Origin of the sequence: Streptococcus sp. HMSC068F04 (genome assembly GCF_001837455.1) — a bacterium.
Classification (GTDB): Bacteria; Bacillota; Bacilli; order Lactobacillales; family Streptococcaceae; genus Streptococcus; species Streptococcus salivarius_D.
In genome coordinates, this window is the sequence record NZ_KV832505.1 from 1 (window position 1) to 16,267 (window position 16,267).

General features: G+C 41.4%; 14 protein-coding genes and 1 pseudogene. 1 reads left to right on the forward strand and 14 read right to left on the reverse strand.

All coding sequences use genetic code 11. From position 1 onward, the window contains the following. Positions 1–441: 441 nt before the first annotated feature. From HMPREF2571_RS06560 to rsmH, 14 genes are all read right to left on the reverse strand, one after another. On the reverse strand, positions 442–672 hold the full coding sequence (locus tag HMPREF2571_RS06560; RefSeq protein ID WP_013991125.1) for a Blp family class II bacteriocin: 231 nt from the start codon (positions 670–672) through the stop codon (positions 442–444). 160 nt (positions 673–832) lie between these two features. Continuing rightward, the gene (locus HMPREF2571_RS06565; RefSeq protein WP_004183369.1) at positions 833–2,578 is read right to left on the reverse strand and encodes an ABC transporter ATP-binding protein; all 1,746 of its coding nucleotides are present in this window, start codon (positions 2,576–2,578) and stop codon (positions 833–835) included. Further along, on the reverse strand, positions 2,571–4,328 hold the full coding sequence (locus HMPREF2571_RS06570) for an ABC transporter ATP-binding protein (RefSeq protein ID WP_004183370.1): 1,758 nt from the start codon (positions 4,326–4,328) through the stop codon (positions 2,571–2,573). The genes HMPREF2571_RS06565 and HMPREF2571_RS06570 overlap by 8 nt, the downstream gene beginning before the upstream one ends. A 63-nt stretch (positions 4,329–4,391) precedes the next feature. Continuing rightward, a complete protein-coding gene (locus HMPREF2571_RS06575) occupies positions 4,392–4,781 on the reverse strand; it encodes a hypothetical protein (protein WP_239665622.1) in 390 nt (129 codons plus the stop codon). Between the two features lie 159 nt (positions 4,782–4,940). After that, positions 4,941–5,468, reverse strand: a complete 528-nt coding sequence (locus tag HMPREF2571_RS06580; protein WP_070847491.1) for a VanZ family protein — start codon at positions 5,466–5,468, stop codon at positions 4,941–4,943. A 1-nt stretch (position 5,469) separates the two neighbouring features. Next, positions 5,470–6,579, reverse strand: coding sequence for a dual-specificity RNA methyltransferase RlmN (gene rlmN, locus HMPREF2571_RS06585; RefSeq protein ID WP_096832658.1), 1,110 nt, complete (start codon positions 6,577–6,579; stop codon positions 5,470–5,472). Positions 6,580–6,642: 63 nt separating this feature from the next. Further along, positions 6,643–7,365, reverse strand: coding sequence for a YutD family protein (locus tag HMPREF2571_RS06590; RefSeq protein WP_013991128.1), 723 nt, complete (start codon positions 7,363–7,365; stop codon positions 6,643–6,645). 54 nt (positions 7,366–7,419) lie between these two features. Beyond that, on the reverse strand, positions 7,420–8,775 hold the full coding sequence (locus HMPREF2571_RS06595) for a bifunctional metallophosphatase/5'-nucleotidase (protein ID WP_070847493.1): 1,356 nt from the start codon (positions 8,773–8,775) through the stop codon (positions 7,420–7,422). Between the two features lie 273 nt (positions 8,776–9,048). Next, a complete protein-coding gene (locus tag HMPREF2571_RS06605; RefSeq protein WP_002884558.1) occupies positions 9,049–9,279 on the reverse strand; it encodes a Blp family class II bacteriocin in 231 nt (76 codons plus the stop codon). Between the two features lie 479 nt (positions 9,280–9,758). Further along, a complete protein-coding gene (locus HMPREF2571_RS06610) occupies positions 9,759–11,102 on the reverse strand; it encodes a DEAD/DEAH box helicase (RefSeq protein WP_014634998.1) in 1,344 nt (447 codons plus the stop codon). A gap of 73 nt (positions 11,103–11,175) precedes the next feature. After that, positions 11,176–12,198, reverse strand: a complete 1,023-nt coding sequence (gene mraY, locus HMPREF2571_RS06615) for a phospho-N-acetylmuramoyl-pentapeptide-transferase (protein WP_048790201.1) — start codon at positions 12,196–12,198, stop codon at positions 11,176–11,178. Between the two features lies 1 nt (position 12,199). Further along, positions 12,200–14,467 carry a penicillin-binding protein PBP2X gene (gene pbp2X, locus HMPREF2571_RS06620; RefSeq protein ID WP_070847496.1) on the reverse strand — a complete coding sequence of 756 codons (2,268 nt, stop codon included), beginning with the start codon at positions 14,465–14,467 and terminating at the stop codon, positions 12,200–12,202. Positions 14,468–14,470: 3 nt separating this feature from the next. Further along, on the reverse strand, positions 14,471–14,791 hold the full coding sequence (gene ftsL / locus HMPREF2571_RS06625; protein ID WP_002891750.1) for a cell division protein FtsL: 321 nt from the start codon (positions 14,789–14,791) through the stop codon (positions 14,471–14,473). Positions 14,792–14,793: 2 nt separating this feature from the next. Then, complete coding sequence (rsmH, locus tag HMPREF2571_RS06630; RefSeq protein WP_002888254.1) at positions 14,794–15,744, reverse strand: 16S rRNA (cytosine(1402)-N(4))-methyltransferase RsmH; 951 nt, start codon at positions 15,742–15,744, stop codon at positions 14,794–14,796. Between the two features lie 269 nt (positions 15,745–16,013). On the opposite strand from rsmH, the pseudogene HMPREF2571_RS10315 reads away from it, so the two are divergent. Continuing rightward, positions 16,014–16,234, forward strand: a pseudogene (locus tag HMPREF2571_RS10315) (transposase); the annotation flags it as partial. Positions 16,235–16,267: the final 33 nt, after the last annotated feature.

Genomic DNA, 16,267 nt, shown 5'->3' on the forward strand with positions numbered 1-16,267 from the left:
GCTAGTGGTTTTCGTAAGATAAACAAAAAAGTAGTGACATAAATGTCACTACTTGTCTGATTTTATATCCTTGATAATCGTACACATAAGAAAGAGAAAAAGACATAACCCAATAAGATTTAGGCATTGAAGTCCAAAACTCAGTTTTTCTCCCAAGTTATGTAAGGCAACAAGGATGAAGCCCATAGACATCATTAGAGACACTAGACGTTTTTTAGTCATAAGTACAAATACCTCTTCTTTTATATCGAAGTTTTCAACCACTATTCACAAGCTATTCACAGACTAGCAATTGACAAGGTATCTCAATTAAGATTTCTTTTTAATGGAATTGGTAGATTTGTGTTTTTCAAGCAATGACATAATAGGCTTATCCAAAAAAGTCATCAAGGCCATGCAAACCATCCCTAAAATATAACTTTTCAAATCAAACATAATCCATCACCACCAGCATGTTGCTCCATAACCAACACCCCCTACAATAGCACCTCCAGCTGCTCCTGCGACAGCACCTTGCCAAGTACGTGTTTTGATACCTAATCGTAAACCATTACCAACTCCTGTAGCTACTCCTTGTTTAGCAAAACCTCCCCAGCTACATCCACCACCTTCAACGTTTGCAAGTGTCTCGAGATCGAGTGTTTCAAAAGTGTTCATTGTTTGTGTTGTCATTCTAACAACCTCCTAAAATATTATTTTTTAGCTTTTTTCTCTCAAGCTATGGTTTTATTATAGGGTGGAAGACAACAAAAAAGTAGTGACATAAATGTCACCACTCGATTTTGATTTTTAAGAAATCTTTTCGAATATAGAATCTATGGTCTAGACTAGCTTACTCTCCTTCCATTGCACCTGCTTGTAGGCTGTACATCTTGTGGTAGGTGCCACCGAGGGCTAGGAGCTCCTCATGGCTACCATGTTCGATGATGCGGCCCTTGTCTAAGACATAGATGCAGTTGGCATCTTGGATTGTCGATAGGCGGTGGGCAATGGCAATGGTTGTGCGTCCTTGACGCATTTTTGCTAGAGAATTTTGGACAATAGCCTCTGTCTCTGAATCAATATTGGCTGTCGCTTCATCCAGAATCAAAATCTTAGGCTGGCTAGCAACGGTCCTAGCAAAGGCTAGAAGTTGGCGCTGTCCGGTTGAAAAACTTGAACCTCGTTCAGAAACTGGAGCATCATATCCTTCTGGAAGTTTGTCGATAAAGTGATTGGCATCCACAAACTCAGCGGCTGCTTTAATCTCTTCATCAGTTAGATCCTGATACATGGCAATATTTGATTTGACTGTACCATGATAGAGAAAGGGTTCCTGAAGGACAAGACCAATGTTCTTACGCAGCTCTGCCTGACTATAATCGCGAATATCCACACCGTCAAGAAGAACTTGGCCTGATTGGAACTCATAGAAACGCATAAACACGTTGATAATAGAGGATTTTCCGGAACCTGTAGAACCGACAAAAGCGATGGTTTCTCCTTTATTGACAGAGAAGGAAATATTATCCAAAATCTGATGCTTGCCATCATAGGAGAAGGAGACATTTTCAAAGCGAATATTCCCCTCAGTAATCTTGGCATCTGTGTCTCTCTGCTCAGGTTCATAGGTGCGCTCGTCAATCAAGGCAAAGACCCGACCGGCTGAGACCATAGAAGTTTGCAAGGTTGAGAAGTTCTGTGTCACTTCAATCAAGGGATCAAAAAGACGGTTAATGTACTGGATAAAGGCATACATGGTCCCCGCTGTGATGCCCAGGTAGATACCACGGTAGCCAAAATAGGCCATGAGAACGGCATAGCCCAGGAGCTTCAGTAAACTCATGGCTGGGCGTAGAAAGAGAGAATCCAGTGACATGGAACGGCTAGCGTAAATCAAGTGTTCCTCATTAATAGCATCAAACTCTTTTTTGAGGCGTTTCTCTTGATTAAGGGCCTGAATGATGCGAATCCCTTCGATACTCTCTGACAGTTTGGCATTTATATCTGAAAGTAAGGCTCTGGTCTTTTCAATGATAACCACTGATTTTTTGCGGTAAAGGTTAACCAAGAGAACAATCAGAGGAAGAAAGAGTACAATAAGCCCGGTCAGACGAATGTCCAACATCATCATGGTGTAAAGGGTGGTAACAAAGATAAAGATAGCCGAAATAAAGCTAGACAGAATTCCTGAGAACATCTCACTAATAGTCTCTGTATCATTGGTCAAGCGGGAAACAATAGACCCTGCTGGAGTCTTGTCAAAGTAAGACATACCCAGTTTCTCCATATTGGCAAAGGCATCCCGGCGAATATCCCTGACAATACTATAGGACACACGCGCAAAAAAGAGATTTCCCAAATACTGGACTAGCGTCTGCAAGAGATAAAGACCATAGTAACCAATCAGAATTAAGCTTGCCGCCTGATTCATATCATGAAGATAGTGGTCGATAAAATAAGAGGCCACAAGGGGAATGATACTCTTGATAACCGTTGTGGACAAGAGAAAGGCCAAAGCTAGAAAGGTCAAGAATTTGTAAGGCTTGAGATAGGTCAAGAGACGCTTAAACACAGACCATTGGTTTTGATTAGGCATCGGCTTCTCCTCCTTCCATTTCTAACTGTTGAGACTCATAGGTCTTGGCATACCAACCACCCTGAGCTAGCAAATCCTCATGACGGCCACGTTCAATGATACGACCATCCTGCATGACTAAGATAAGGTCAGCGTGCACCACCGCACTCAAACGATGGGCGGTAATGATAGTCGTCTTGTCCTTACGAGTATGTTTGAGATTGTCAATAATAGCATGTTCTGTCTTGGCATCCACTGCCGATAGAGAGTCGTCCAAAATCAAAATATCTGGATCCAAAATCATGGCCCGACTCATGGCCAGACGTTGTTTTTGACCGCCTGATAGGCTGATACCCTTTTCACCAATGATCGTTTCAAAACCTTCAGGCATATCCTTGATATCATCATAAACTTGAGCCAACTTAGTCGCTTCTTCTATCTTGTCAAAGGCGAGATCAGGATTACCAAAGCGGACATTGTCTAAAATGGAACTGGCAAAGAGAAACTGGTCTTGAGGAACGTAACCCATCAAGCTACGCAAGTCTGATAGGCGATAGTCTCGGATGTCATGCCCATTCAAATAGATGGCTCCTTGATTAACATCGTGCTCCCGCAAGAGCAACTTGACAAGAGCCGTCTTTCCAGAGCCAGTCTGACCAACCAAGCCAAGGGTTTGCCCCTTGTCCAAGGTGAAATGAATATCTCTCAAAGTATCCTCATCCTCAAAAGCAAAGCGGTCAATCGCATATTCTAAGCGACCATTTTCAATACTTGGGAGAGGATGCGCAGGATCTTGAACATCTGATTCCTGCTCCAGAAGATTTTCAATACGTTGGTAGGACACATTTCCTCTCTGTGTGATATTAAAGAGGAAGCCAATGGCCATTAGGGGCCAAACCAGCATGTCCAAATAGGTAATGAAGGTTACCAAATTTCCGACCGTTATCTGACCAGCCTGAATCATAAAGGCACCGACAAGAAGGGTCAAAACATAAGATGAGCCAACAAAGAGTAAGACCAAAGGATCAAAAAGGCTGTCATACTTCATGGTATGCATATTCTTTTTAAAGGTCATCTTATTGGTCTCTTGGAAGGACTGAAGCTCAGCCTCCTGATAGCCAAAAGACTTGGTTACCTTGATACCTGATACCGACTCTTGAACCTTATTATTAAGTTCTGAAAAGGCTGCCTGGGATTCTCCAAAAGCTTTATGGGTCTTACGGCCCAAACGACTAGTCGCAAAAGCCATGAAAGGTAGGGGTAAGACAGCCACTAGTGTCATCTGCCAGGAAATGCTGAAAAACATAGTGATTAGGGTTACCAAGGCTGTAATAGAGGCATCCACGGCTGACATGACACCCCCACCAGCCAAGCGAGTTAAAGAGTTGATATCATTGGTTGCATGGGCCATGAGGTCCCCAGTTCGGTACTTTTGATAAAAAGAAGGCGACATCTTGGTAAAATGCTCAAAAAGGCGTGAACGCATAATCTGGCCTAAGCGATAAGAAGTCGCCAAGATATACATGCGCCAAACATAGCGTAAATAGTACATCCCTAGAGCTGCCAAAAGCAAATAAACGAGATTCAGAAGCAAGATCTGATTGGTCAATTTTCCCGATGTGATAGCATCAATGACCCGTCCCATAACCATAGGAGGAATCAGATTGAGAACCGAAACCAGACTCAGTGCCAAAATCCCAACAATATACCGGCGTTTTTCTAACTTGAAAAACCACCAAAGTTTTGCAATGATTGATTCTTTAAAAGACAAGTTACTCCTCCTATCCTTACAAATGGTTAATAATAGACCTCGTATAAGTCTCGTATGATAAGGTTACTTCCAATAGCGATAGATTGTGCCATCTTCTAACTGAAAGTGACCAATATAAGATAACTTCCCAAAATCAGTAGACTCTGGTAATTGATAAGCAAAGGAATCAAAATTATATACCTTGTTCCCACCATCCATAGAGTAACTATCCTTATCATGGATAACGGATTCATCCTTCTTAGGGTTCCAAATGCGTCTGATTTCATCAGATGTTTTATACTCTCTGACAAAATTGTACAATTCAAAGTTAGTTGCCTCACTGAGATAGCGACCATCAGTGTTGTAGTTGGCTAATTGAGGATCTCTCTTAGACTCAGAATAATTCCAAACCTGTCCTCTTTCTCGCATAATATCGGCATCACGGCCACTTTGATAAGTATCTGCCTTAACCATCGTCATTGTTACTCCTAACGTTAATACGGTGACTACTGTCATCATTAAGTGTTTCATTATTTCTCCAAACGTGTTTATTCATTTTTCCCTCTTTTGAATGTGTTGTATTTGTATGATAGAAAATAAGTGAAACCTGAGACGCTTAAGCTCCTAGGTTTTTTACTCTTTAGAATGCGTTTGAATCAGTTTTACAAGAAGGCGGTAGACACCTAGTGCCACCAAACCTCCCAAAGTATTGGTCCATAAATCATCTAACTCAAAGACACGATTAGCATCAATGAGAAGGTCTAGAATAACTTGTCCAACCTCAATCGTCAAAGACATGACAAAGGTCGCTAAAAGGACCTTTTTCCAAGACCTGAATCTTGGGTACAAGGCTAAAAGCCCTAAAATCAGCGGACTCAACAAGAAAATGTTGGTCACATTTTGCCCAAGCACAAAGACAATCTCTTTAAGACTATCCAGCTGATAAAAGTTGGTCAAACTATTGAATGGGGTTAATAGGACCACGACACGACCAAAATGTTGAATACCAGGGGTTTCAACACCTTCGACTAGCCCATACTGGGGTGTCCAACATAGGAGCACTAAACAAAGGAGATAAGCACAGACCAAAACTCGGCTTAGCTTGCTTCCTTTTGGTGTTAGTTCTCCATCCTTATCTACCCAAGTCTTAAGCTGAAACATCTTACTTACCTTCTGATTTACCAGAAGCTTCTGCTACTGCCTTTTGACGGTCACGTTTCATAGTGTTTGAACGCAATTGTCCACAAGCTGCGTCAATATCTGTACCGTGCTCTTGACGAACCACGCAGTTAACCCCATTTTTCTTGAGCACATCGTAGAAGGCAGCCACACGTTCTTTCGTTGAACGGCTATATTGGTCGTGCTCTGATACTGGATTATATGGAATCAAGTTGATGTATGACAACTTACGGATTTTCTTAGTCAAATCAGCCAACTCTTGAGCATTTTCAGGGTGGTCATTGACCTCATTAAGCATGATATACTCAAAAGTTACACGACGATTGGTTGTCTGGATATAATACTCGATAGCTTCAAAGAGTTTTTCAAGTGGGAACGAGCGGTTGATACGCATGATGCTTGAACGAAGGTCATTGTTAGGCGCGTGAAGTGACACAGCAAGGTTAACTTGAACACCTTCGTTAGCAAATTCCTTGATTTTTGGTGCCAAACCAGATGTTGATACGGTAATGTGACGCGCTCCGATAGCAAGACCATTGTCATTGTTAATGGTACGCAAGAAGCGAAGCACATTGTCATAGTTATCAAATGGCTCACCGATACCCATAACAACCACGTGGCTGACACGTTCACCGTCACCACGATCGTCAAAGTATTTTTGTACCAACATGATTTGTGCCACAATCTCACCAGCAGTCAAGTCACGTTGCTTCTTAATCAAACCACTGGCACAGAAAGTACAACCGATGTTACATCCAACCTGAGTTGTCACACAGACAGACAAACCATAGTGTTGACGCATCAAAACCGTCTCAATCAACATACCATCTGGCAATTCAAAAAGATATTTAACGGTACCATCTTTAGATTCTTGAACGATACGTTGTTTCAATGGGTTCACACAGAAATTCTCATTCAATTTAGCAATGAAATCCTTAGAAATGTTGGTCATTTCTTCGAAAGATTGCACACGCTTCTTGTAGAGCCAATCCCAAATTTGAGTAGCACGGAATTTCTTTTCACCGTGTTCCATAGCCCAATCAATCAACTCATCACGAGTAAGACCATAAATAGAAGGTTTGTAGCCTTCCATATCCTCTAACTTCTGACGTTTACGGCGTTCTGGTTTTGCTTGTGTTGTTACTTCTGACATAGTTTAATTTCCTTTTTTTCTGATTGTGAAATGCTGACCATCTGACTTGATCTGGCTTTGTTTCTTCGATGGGGTGTTTTGACCTTTAGATTTTGGAGCTTGCTTCTGACTCTTCTTGAAGTTAGGCTTACGCTCACGACAACCATCCTCAGATCTAGATTTGAACTTAGGACGACGCTTGATTTTCTCAAAGCTTGGACCCTCTTGATCCCTATCTCTTCGTTTGGACTTGTCTGGCTTTTGCTTAGCAGAAGCTTTTTGTCCTTTATTCTTTTGAGAAGCATTGCGCTCTCTAGATTCCTGAGAAGCATTACGACGATTATTAGAACGACGGCGCTTGCGACGAGGCTCCGTCTCCTCTTCAAAGACGATTAATTGCGGCTCTTCATTTTTCAAAATAAAGTAGGCACAGCCAAAGGCACAGTATTCACGCAAATACTCTGACAATCGGCTAATACGGTCTGTCTTACGCGTATTAGGTCGCTCGTCCTCGTAAAATCCCTTAAGGCGAAGCTGATCATTAGACCAGTCCCCAACGATATAATCATACTTGAGCATGATTTCAGAAAAACGTTGCCCAAAGCGGGTAGCGTCTAAAGCATCCTTGTGATTTTCAAGAACTGTAAACTGACAGGCATCTGATTTCAGAAGATCAGCCACATACACAAAGTCTGGCCCTGGATATTTATTATAATTAAACATTTCTGGCAAGATTTCTTTACGCATGTGCCATCCTTTCTGCTCTCTCTTATTTTCTATCCTGATGCTGTAATAATGTCTCTATATCTTATCCCAATTGGCACCATTTTTTCCTAAATACTTGGCCACAAGTTCCCTTAACAAATCTGGAAAAAGAAGAGTAACCTCCTTTTCCTTAATTGTAGGGAAATAAGAAGCAAAGTAGTACTGGTCCACAAGGACCAAACTAAACTTCTCATTGGAATCTACAACCCTTCTATTATACAATAAATTACCGTTTTTGTAAGCAAAATTCCCCGTGATTACTTCACCAAATGTCTTCCCTCTAAATCCCATACCTTTAATAGCTTGATTTTTAAGGAGTTCAGCCTTAGTAAAAACTTCCTGACAGATTTCTTTGAGTTCTTGTCCTGTCACGACTAGACGTGCCATCCGCATCTGGTGAGGAAGGGCTTCTTGCAGGTCTGCCATGGTCACTTGAGGACCTAGTGTTTTCATGATAAGTCCAGTATTTAAAAGCGTTAATTGGCTATCGGTCTCCTGACAAACAGCCTGTAAAACCAATTGACAGGTCTCATCAAAATCTAGTTCTCGACCTAGATTAGCTACTTTTTTCTGAGCTAAACGATGATGGCCTTCCTCACGCATAGCCTTGATAAAGGTTTCGTCCTCCTTGTCTAAATCCAAGATGTAGGACTTGGTGGGGATAGCCTCAATCTGACATTCTATCAATCGCCCATTTTCCACAGTAAGGTCAATACAGCCAAGATAATAGCCATATCTGTCAGCAGCTGCCAAATAGGTTTCATTGACTAATTTCCCCTCTTCAAAAAGGTGATGCGTATGGCTCCCGATGACAAGGTTTACCTGCGGATAAGTCTCTGCAATCTGCTCATCATAGCGTACACCCAGATGGCTAAGAACGACGACTATATCTGCATCCCTTACCTCAGGACGAGCCAAATCCTCTTCCAACCTAGCCATAGGCTCTAACACCTGCCAACCGTTGGGAGCATAGGTGATGTAATATGGGAAGGTATAGGCTAAGAAAGCAATGTTTGTACCTGCTTTAGTTCTGTGGATAAGATAGGGCTTGGCCCATTCAGGCTGTCTCCCCTCATCCTTGAGATTTCCTATGATAGGCTGAAACTTAGCCTGCTCATAAAGACAGTCTAGCTCATCCTTGGCCAGACCAATCCCCTCATTATTTCCAATAGTCGCATAGTCTATCCCCAACTCATTCATCAGGGCTACATTAAAACGCCCAGCGGTCGCATCAGACAAGGGATGGGACTTATCCACATTGTCCCCAAGATCTACCTTAATCAACTCTCTATCCGTCTGACTCAAATCATCCACAGCTCGCTTGAGTTGTGGATACTGTTCAAAATGAGAGTGTAAATCATTGATATGAAGAATTCGAATCGTGTCTTTCATGACTCCTATTGTAGCACTTTTGCTATAAAAAAACTTGACAATCATTTTGCCAAGTTTTTACATGCTATTTTTCAAACAGGAACGTATTCCTAGTTAACTTTCTTTTTAACATATTCTTCTGCGAGATGATAGACGTCATCTGCTAGGGATATACTGACATAGATGCACACAATTGAGAAAATTTCTCCTCTAAAGTGTTGCCAAGCAAAGAATATAAGCCCATAAATTAGGAGAGCAAGTACTATTTGGCCAAAAAATTGACTCAGTAATCGCCTAATAACGACAAATAAGTCCATAAGTAATCCCATCTTTAATACCATAACCAATACCCTTTAAGGCTGCACCTTGCCAAGTACCTGTTTGAATACCACCTTTAATGGCTCCTCCAACAGCCCCGACGCCTACGGCAGCTGTAGCTCCCCAAAAACTACATGCTCCACCCTTAACAGTAGAAAGATCTTCGGAATTAAGTGAGTTAAAATTGTTAATGATTTGTGTTGTCATTAAAACAACCTCCTTTAAAATATTTTTTAGCCTTTTCTCAAAAGCTATGATTGTATTATAGATAGAAAGCCAACAAAAAAGTAGTGACATAAATGTCACTACCTGATTTTGAGAGTTGACTCAACTAATAACCTCAAACTTACACATTATTTTACTTTAAACGGAAAGCTTCTTAAAAATGTCTGTGATAAAACTATTTAAAATCTGTCATAGTTTCAGTTCTTAAGACAGCCAATTATTTTGCGAGTGTAGTGAGCATATACTGAGACTTGTCGCTGTGATAATGACGACTAAGACTTTGTAGTCATAAGCGTTGGGAAGTTTTGAGACCTTAGGCTCAAAAGAAAAATATATCTTCAAACTAAATAAGGTCTTTTGAGTTTCCAAAAAGTTTGATAATAATCAAAAAAGCTGAAACACTTTGGTTTCAACCTTTTGAATTTTTAAATTAAAATTTGCTCTCACCTAGAAGCCAATGCTTAGAAGCTTTGCTTCTTAGCTTTACGCTCAGCACGCCCCTTAGCACGGTTAGCCGCACGACGTTCACGTTTGCGTTTTTCGTCAACCTTCCACTGAATTTTCTTCTTGTAGCCAGGCTTGATTTTTTTCTTTTTCTTCTTAACCAAACCGATCATTTCCGTATCAAGTTTTTGATAGGCTTTTTCACGGTTGGCACGACGGTCACGGTCATAGGTATCTTGAAACTCGCCGTCCTTATAGACTTTAGGGTCAAAGGTAATCCCCATCTTTTCAAGCTCACGAATATCGGAGTCGTCACTTGGTTGATAAAGGGTAATGGCTGTTCCTGACAAACCATTACGTCCTGTACGTCCTACACGGTGAACAAAGAAGGACAAGTCTTGAGGAATAGCATCATTGATGACATGGCTCACACCTTCAATGTCAATCCCACGCGCCGCAAGGTCAGTCGCTACAATGTACTCAAAATCAAGCTTCTTGACTTGATTCATGATACGCTTACGCTCACGTGGTGGAATACCTCCATGAATCTTAGCAACCTTAAGACCATTTGACACCAAGTAGCTGTGCAAATCGTCGGCACGTTCCTTGGTATTAACGAAAATCATTGCCAGATATGGCTGCATTCCCTTAAGCATCTCAAGAATCTGTTCATTTTTATTGCGACCCTTAGTAGATACCAACCAGTTATCAATAGTATCCGCAATGACTGTTGAAGTCTTAATTTGCTCCATGACCGGATTAGTCAAATATTTCTTCAAGAATGGTTGCAGTTTTTGAGGAATGGTTGCTGAGAAGACCAAAATTTGAACTTCCTTAGGCAGACTTGCTGCAATTTTATCCACAGTATCCAAGAATCCCATATCCATGGTCATGTCAGCTTCGTCAACGACAAAGGTATGGGCCTTGTGGATAGCCAAGTCTCCAGATTTAACTAGGTCATAAATACGCCCTGGTGTCCCGATAACAATATGAGGTTGTGCTACCTTGAGTTTCTCAATCTGACGTTGCTTGTCTGTACCACCCACATAGTTAACAACACGAATTTCAGTCTCAGAGTGTTTGGCAATCTGTTTTGTCGCTTGGTAAATCTGTGTCGCCAATTCACGTGATGGCGCTGTAATAACAACTTGAACATCACCACTCTTTGGATTAAGTTTCTCAAAAATTGGCAAGAGGAAGGTATGTGTCTTCCCTGAACCCGTCTTTGATTCACCAACCAAATCACGACCTGAACGGACTACAGGAATCAATTTCTGCTGAACAGGCGTCGGCTCCTTAAACTTAATTTCATCAAGGGCCTCCTGAATAAATGTTTTAAAATTAAAATCTTTAAATGACATATTTATTTACTTCTTTTCTATCTAGTCTATCCTTATCATTATAACAAAAAAAGAGCATTTCTGCTCTTTTCATTTATTTCATAACGTTTCCAAGAACCATCCAAAGGGTAATGGCACTTGCAAGTGCTCCAACTGTCCAAAGGAAAGCATCAACCTTCCACTCTGACCATTTGTCACCCTTACCTGAAAGACCACCTAATTCGAGGTGATGGTGGAATGGTGTCATACGGAAAATACGGCGACCTTCTCCATACTTACGTTTAGTGTATTTGAAATAGCTGACCTGTAGCATGACAGAAGCTGTCTCAAAGACATAAACCACACCAATCAAGAGTAGGGTCCACTCCACACGTAGGGCAATAGAGATAACCGCAAGCATAGCCCCAAGTGACAAGGAACCAACATCTCCCATAAAGACCTTGGCTGGCTTGTGGTTAAAGACGAAGAAGCCAAGAAGAGCACCAATCATGGTAACGATGATGGTCAAAATAGCAAACTCACCCTTGACAAAAGCGATAATCCCATAGGCAATCAAGCTGATAACTACAGAGATAGAAGCCAAACCATCGATACCATCTGTCAAGTTCACAGCATTTGAGAAACCAACGATCCAGAAAAGGACAAAGAGAACATAAAAGACACCGAGGTGAATGGTCAAGCCTCCAATAGCTAGGCTATCTGTCCCACTAGGGAGTACGTGGATAAAGTAGAAAAGTAAACCTGCAATAATCTGCAAGGCCATCTTTTGCCAAGGTTTAAGTCCCTCATTGATTTGACGGAAAATCTTAAGGAAATCATCAAGGAAGCCGATGATTCCATATATCAAAATCACAAAGAGAATCCCTACTGTGGCACCATAAGCCTGGTGTCCTTCGCTAAAGACGTGTAAGTTGAAAATCAAGCTAACCAAGATGGCAACCACTAGGAAGACTGTCCCCCCCATAGTTGGTGTTCCAGCCTTAGCCAAATGTTGCTTGACATCTTCATGCATCTGTTGGCCACCGATTTTCTTGATTTTATAGTAAGTAATAAAGTGAGGCATGGCTAGCACCGTCAACACAAAGGCGGCCACGCCTGCTATCAGACTCATAGTCATCTTAGTCTCCTAAAGTAATGGTAATCTTCTTGGTTTTAGACAGGGCTTTTCCTGCCGCAACACTTTGTTTGGTAACAGTCCCTGACTTGCCACCCTTATACGTAATTTTAATGCCTTTCCATTTAGCAAAGGTTTCAACGTTCTTCTTGGTCCAACCATACATATCTGGAAGTTCTGTGAAGTCATTGGTCATGATAAGAATCTGTTCGTTAGCCTTAATATCGGCTTTTGCATCTACAGAAACCTTCTCAATCTTATCACCAACACCCAAAACAATCGGATGAATCAAGTTTTGACGAAGGGTGTTAGCTGTCTCACCTGGACGCTTACCGATAATATCGCCAGTTTGATAGCTCGTTTCTTCGGTCTTTTCACTACCTTCAGAAACAGAAGTATCTAGGGTGTCGCCCATAGACATGGCTTCTTCCAAAACCGGGTTAACCACAGTCGCATAGAAATTATTATCCCAGGTCTTAGGCTCTTGAACAGTCACATACATGATGTATTCTGGATCATCTGCAGGAACCATGGCCACAACTGAGTTGAGAGTTTCATTAGCCCCATCTTTGTAAGTCCCAGTCTTTTCATCGGCAACTTGAGCCGTTCCTGACTTAACTGAAACGTCATAATTGCCGACCTGGATAATCGGTGAACCTTCAGATTTATTGTAAAGAGTACCGAACTCTGGGTCTGTGCCAACAGAAATCATATAATTACGAGTTTCAGAGGCGGCCTGCTTAGAAACTGGCTTGCCGATAACTTCTTTCTTAGCTGTACGGACAGTACCTTGGTTAACATCAGCAACCTGTTTAATAAACTGAGGTTCCAGCATAATACCTTTGTTAGAAATTGCGGTAAAGGCTCGAAGCATTTGTACCTGAGTCACTGAAATCCCTTGTCCAAAAGACGATTGAGCGATATTAACAGAGTTTCGAGAGACAACACCAGAAGACTCACCTACCATACCAAAGCGAGTTGGAAGACCAAATTTGTAGAGAGAAAGGTAGTTAGACCAGACTTTGTCCCCCATCTCTTGTTCCAAAATGGTCATACCAACGTTACTTGAATAGGAGAACCCTTGGGCAAATGACATGTTTTGACCTGTTGAGATACCTTCATTGATTGACCAGTCATTGATTTCAACGTCGTCAACCTTAATACCGTTGGCATTACTATAGGTCGCATTCGGGTTGAAGCTTCCATTGTTAATAGCAGCTGACAAGAGCATGACCTTCATGGTTGATCCAGGCTCATACTGGGCTTCGTAAAGACGGTTAACCCAGTCATAGTTCTTCTTAGCCTGTCCCTCAAGGGTATCAGAATTATAGGTCGGACGTTGTGTCGTTGCAAGGATCTCACCTGTCTTAGCATTAACAACTGTCGCTGAAGCATTTACCCCTTTTGTCTGCTCCATAAAGGTATCCATCTGCGTTTCTAGGAAGGTTTGAAGAGGCGCTGACAAGGTTGTATAGATGTTCTTACCATCGATAGCTTCCTTGGTAATGGTTTCCGTACCTAGAAGCGTATTACCGTTTTTATCCTTCTCATAGATGGCTTCACCATCTGTCCCTGTCAAAAGGCTATTAAGCGAACGCTCTAAACCAGTTTGGCCAATCAAAGAATAAGAGCCGTCTTTTTTATTTTCAACAGCTTCGGCACGACCAAGAAACTCTGATGCGAAGGTCCCATTAGGGTACATACGTGACGTTGTTGCTTCAAAGGCCATCCCCTTAATTCCCGCATCTTTAAAGGCTTTCTCTAGTTCTTCTTTAACAGAGTAGGTGATTCCCTTCCCCTTTAGTCCAAAGGAAACCTGATAGGCACCCTTAGTACGTAATTGAGCCAAGGCAGCACTCTTTTCAATTCCTAGCTTATCCTTTAAAATATCGGCAACCTTGTCAAACTGACTATCTTGGACATAGAGTTTTTCTTGAGTCGCTGACACATAGCTGGTAGACACGATTGCGTAAATGGCATAACTGGTTGAATCCTCAGCCAAAACATTTCCATTTCGGTCGTAAATCGTACCACGCTTAGCAGCCACTGTGGTCTTAGTGTTATAAGACTTAGCAGCCTGGGTCGACAAATCGACACCAAACTTACTGTCTGTCCCGATAATCACCACAAAGTTGATAATAAAGACGAAAAAGATAAAGATACTAAGAACCATAAGGTTCTGACCAACGTGCTGTCGGTTCTGGGCTGGCTTTCGCCTATCCCTAACGACATAGTTTAGAAATAAATGTTTAAGTTTTCTTAATCTGTTCATTGGCTATTTCACACTCTTAATACTATCGTTATTAATAGACAGGCCTGCCTTATTAGCAATCTCTTTAATACGGTCAGAGTTAGTCAACTCATTAACCGCCTGCTTAGCATTGTTAAGCTCTGTTTTTTCATCACTAATCTTGCTATTAAGGTCTGTGATTTGTTGCTTGATAGCCTGATTACGCCCTTGTAAAAATACAACTGCGATACTCATCACAATAGCTGTCAAAACAATTGCCGAATAGAAGGCCTTTTCCATACGCGTCATAAAACGAATATGGTTTCTAATAGCTCTATTAACAATCTGATGTTCCTTATTTTCCATAATTATTTCCTGATTTTTTTAGCCACACGCAATTTAGCAGAATGCGAGCGGTTATTAGCTTCTAATTCTTCCTGACTAGGTAGGATTGGCTTACGATTAACTAAGGCTACCTTAGGTTGAAGGTCTTCAGGAATAAAAGGTAGACCTTTAGGCACATCTACCGTACTGGCTTCCTTGAAAAGCTGTTTAGTCAATCGATCCTCCAAAGAATGGAAGGTAATAACCGAAATACGACCATCTACAGCAAGTAAATCCAAGGCCTCTTGAATAGACTCATCCGCAGCACCAAGCTCATCGTTCACTTCGATACGAATAGCCTGGAAAATTTGCTTGGCTGGATGCCCCTTCTTCTTCAATTCCTTAGCAGGCTTAGCTGATTTAATGATTTCCGCCAGTTCCGTCGTGGTCTCAATTGGTTTAACCTGACGAGCCTGTTCAATCTTACGTGCAATCTGTTTAGAGAACTTGTCCTCACCGTACTTGAAGAAGATACGCACCAAATCGTTGTAAGGATAGGTATTGACCACATCATAAGCGGTCAAGCTCGCCTCCTCATTCATGCGCATATCCAGCTTGGCATCCTGTTTATAGGAAAAACCACGCTCACGCTCATCCAACTGTGGGCTAGAGACACCCAAGTCATAGAGAATGCCATCAATTTCAGACACCCCCAAGGCTTCAAGGTTGGACTTGAGATTACGGAAATTATCCTTGATGAAAGTCACCATCCCCTTATCAATATAATCCTTGAGACGCACTTGAGCATTATCAATAGCCTTTTGATCCTGATCGAAGCAGTACAAATGACCCTTTTCAGATAATTGCGACAAAAGATAAGACGAATGTCCTGCGCCACCCAAGGTCGCATCAACATAGATGCCATCGGGCTTGATATCAAGCATATCAACAGTTTCGTGTAAAAGAACGGTTACATGGTGAAATTCATTAGTCATAACTTTTATTATAGCACAAGAATAGAGAAATTGTCTCGTTCTGTAAGTATACAGGATAGTAAAAGAGCCAGATCCAAGGCCTGACTCTTTAGGGCTCTATAATTTCTGTAGTGGGTAAAATCACTGTAGAGATTATAGAGCTTTTTGAAATGCAGACAATAAGTCCCATAAGAACTATAATGAAAAGCGACCAAACCATCATTAGGAGGAACTTATGAGACTTATTAAGAATACCACAGAATTAATCGGAATTAAAGACCAAAATATCAATATTTCACTTGTTTTTGAAACTGATACTCATAAGACACAAGCAATATATCAAAAATGCACTAGAAACAGACTATTCAAACGCAAAACTGGAAGCTACTAACAAGTTGATCAAAGACATTAAACGCTTGGGCTTCGGTTTTAGAAACTTCATCAACTTTAAGAAACGTGTCTTCATCACTCTGAATATACACAAAAAGAAGACCTATCAGGTCCTCTCTAGATATTAGCTTTTCGTCACCCACTACAGTTGACA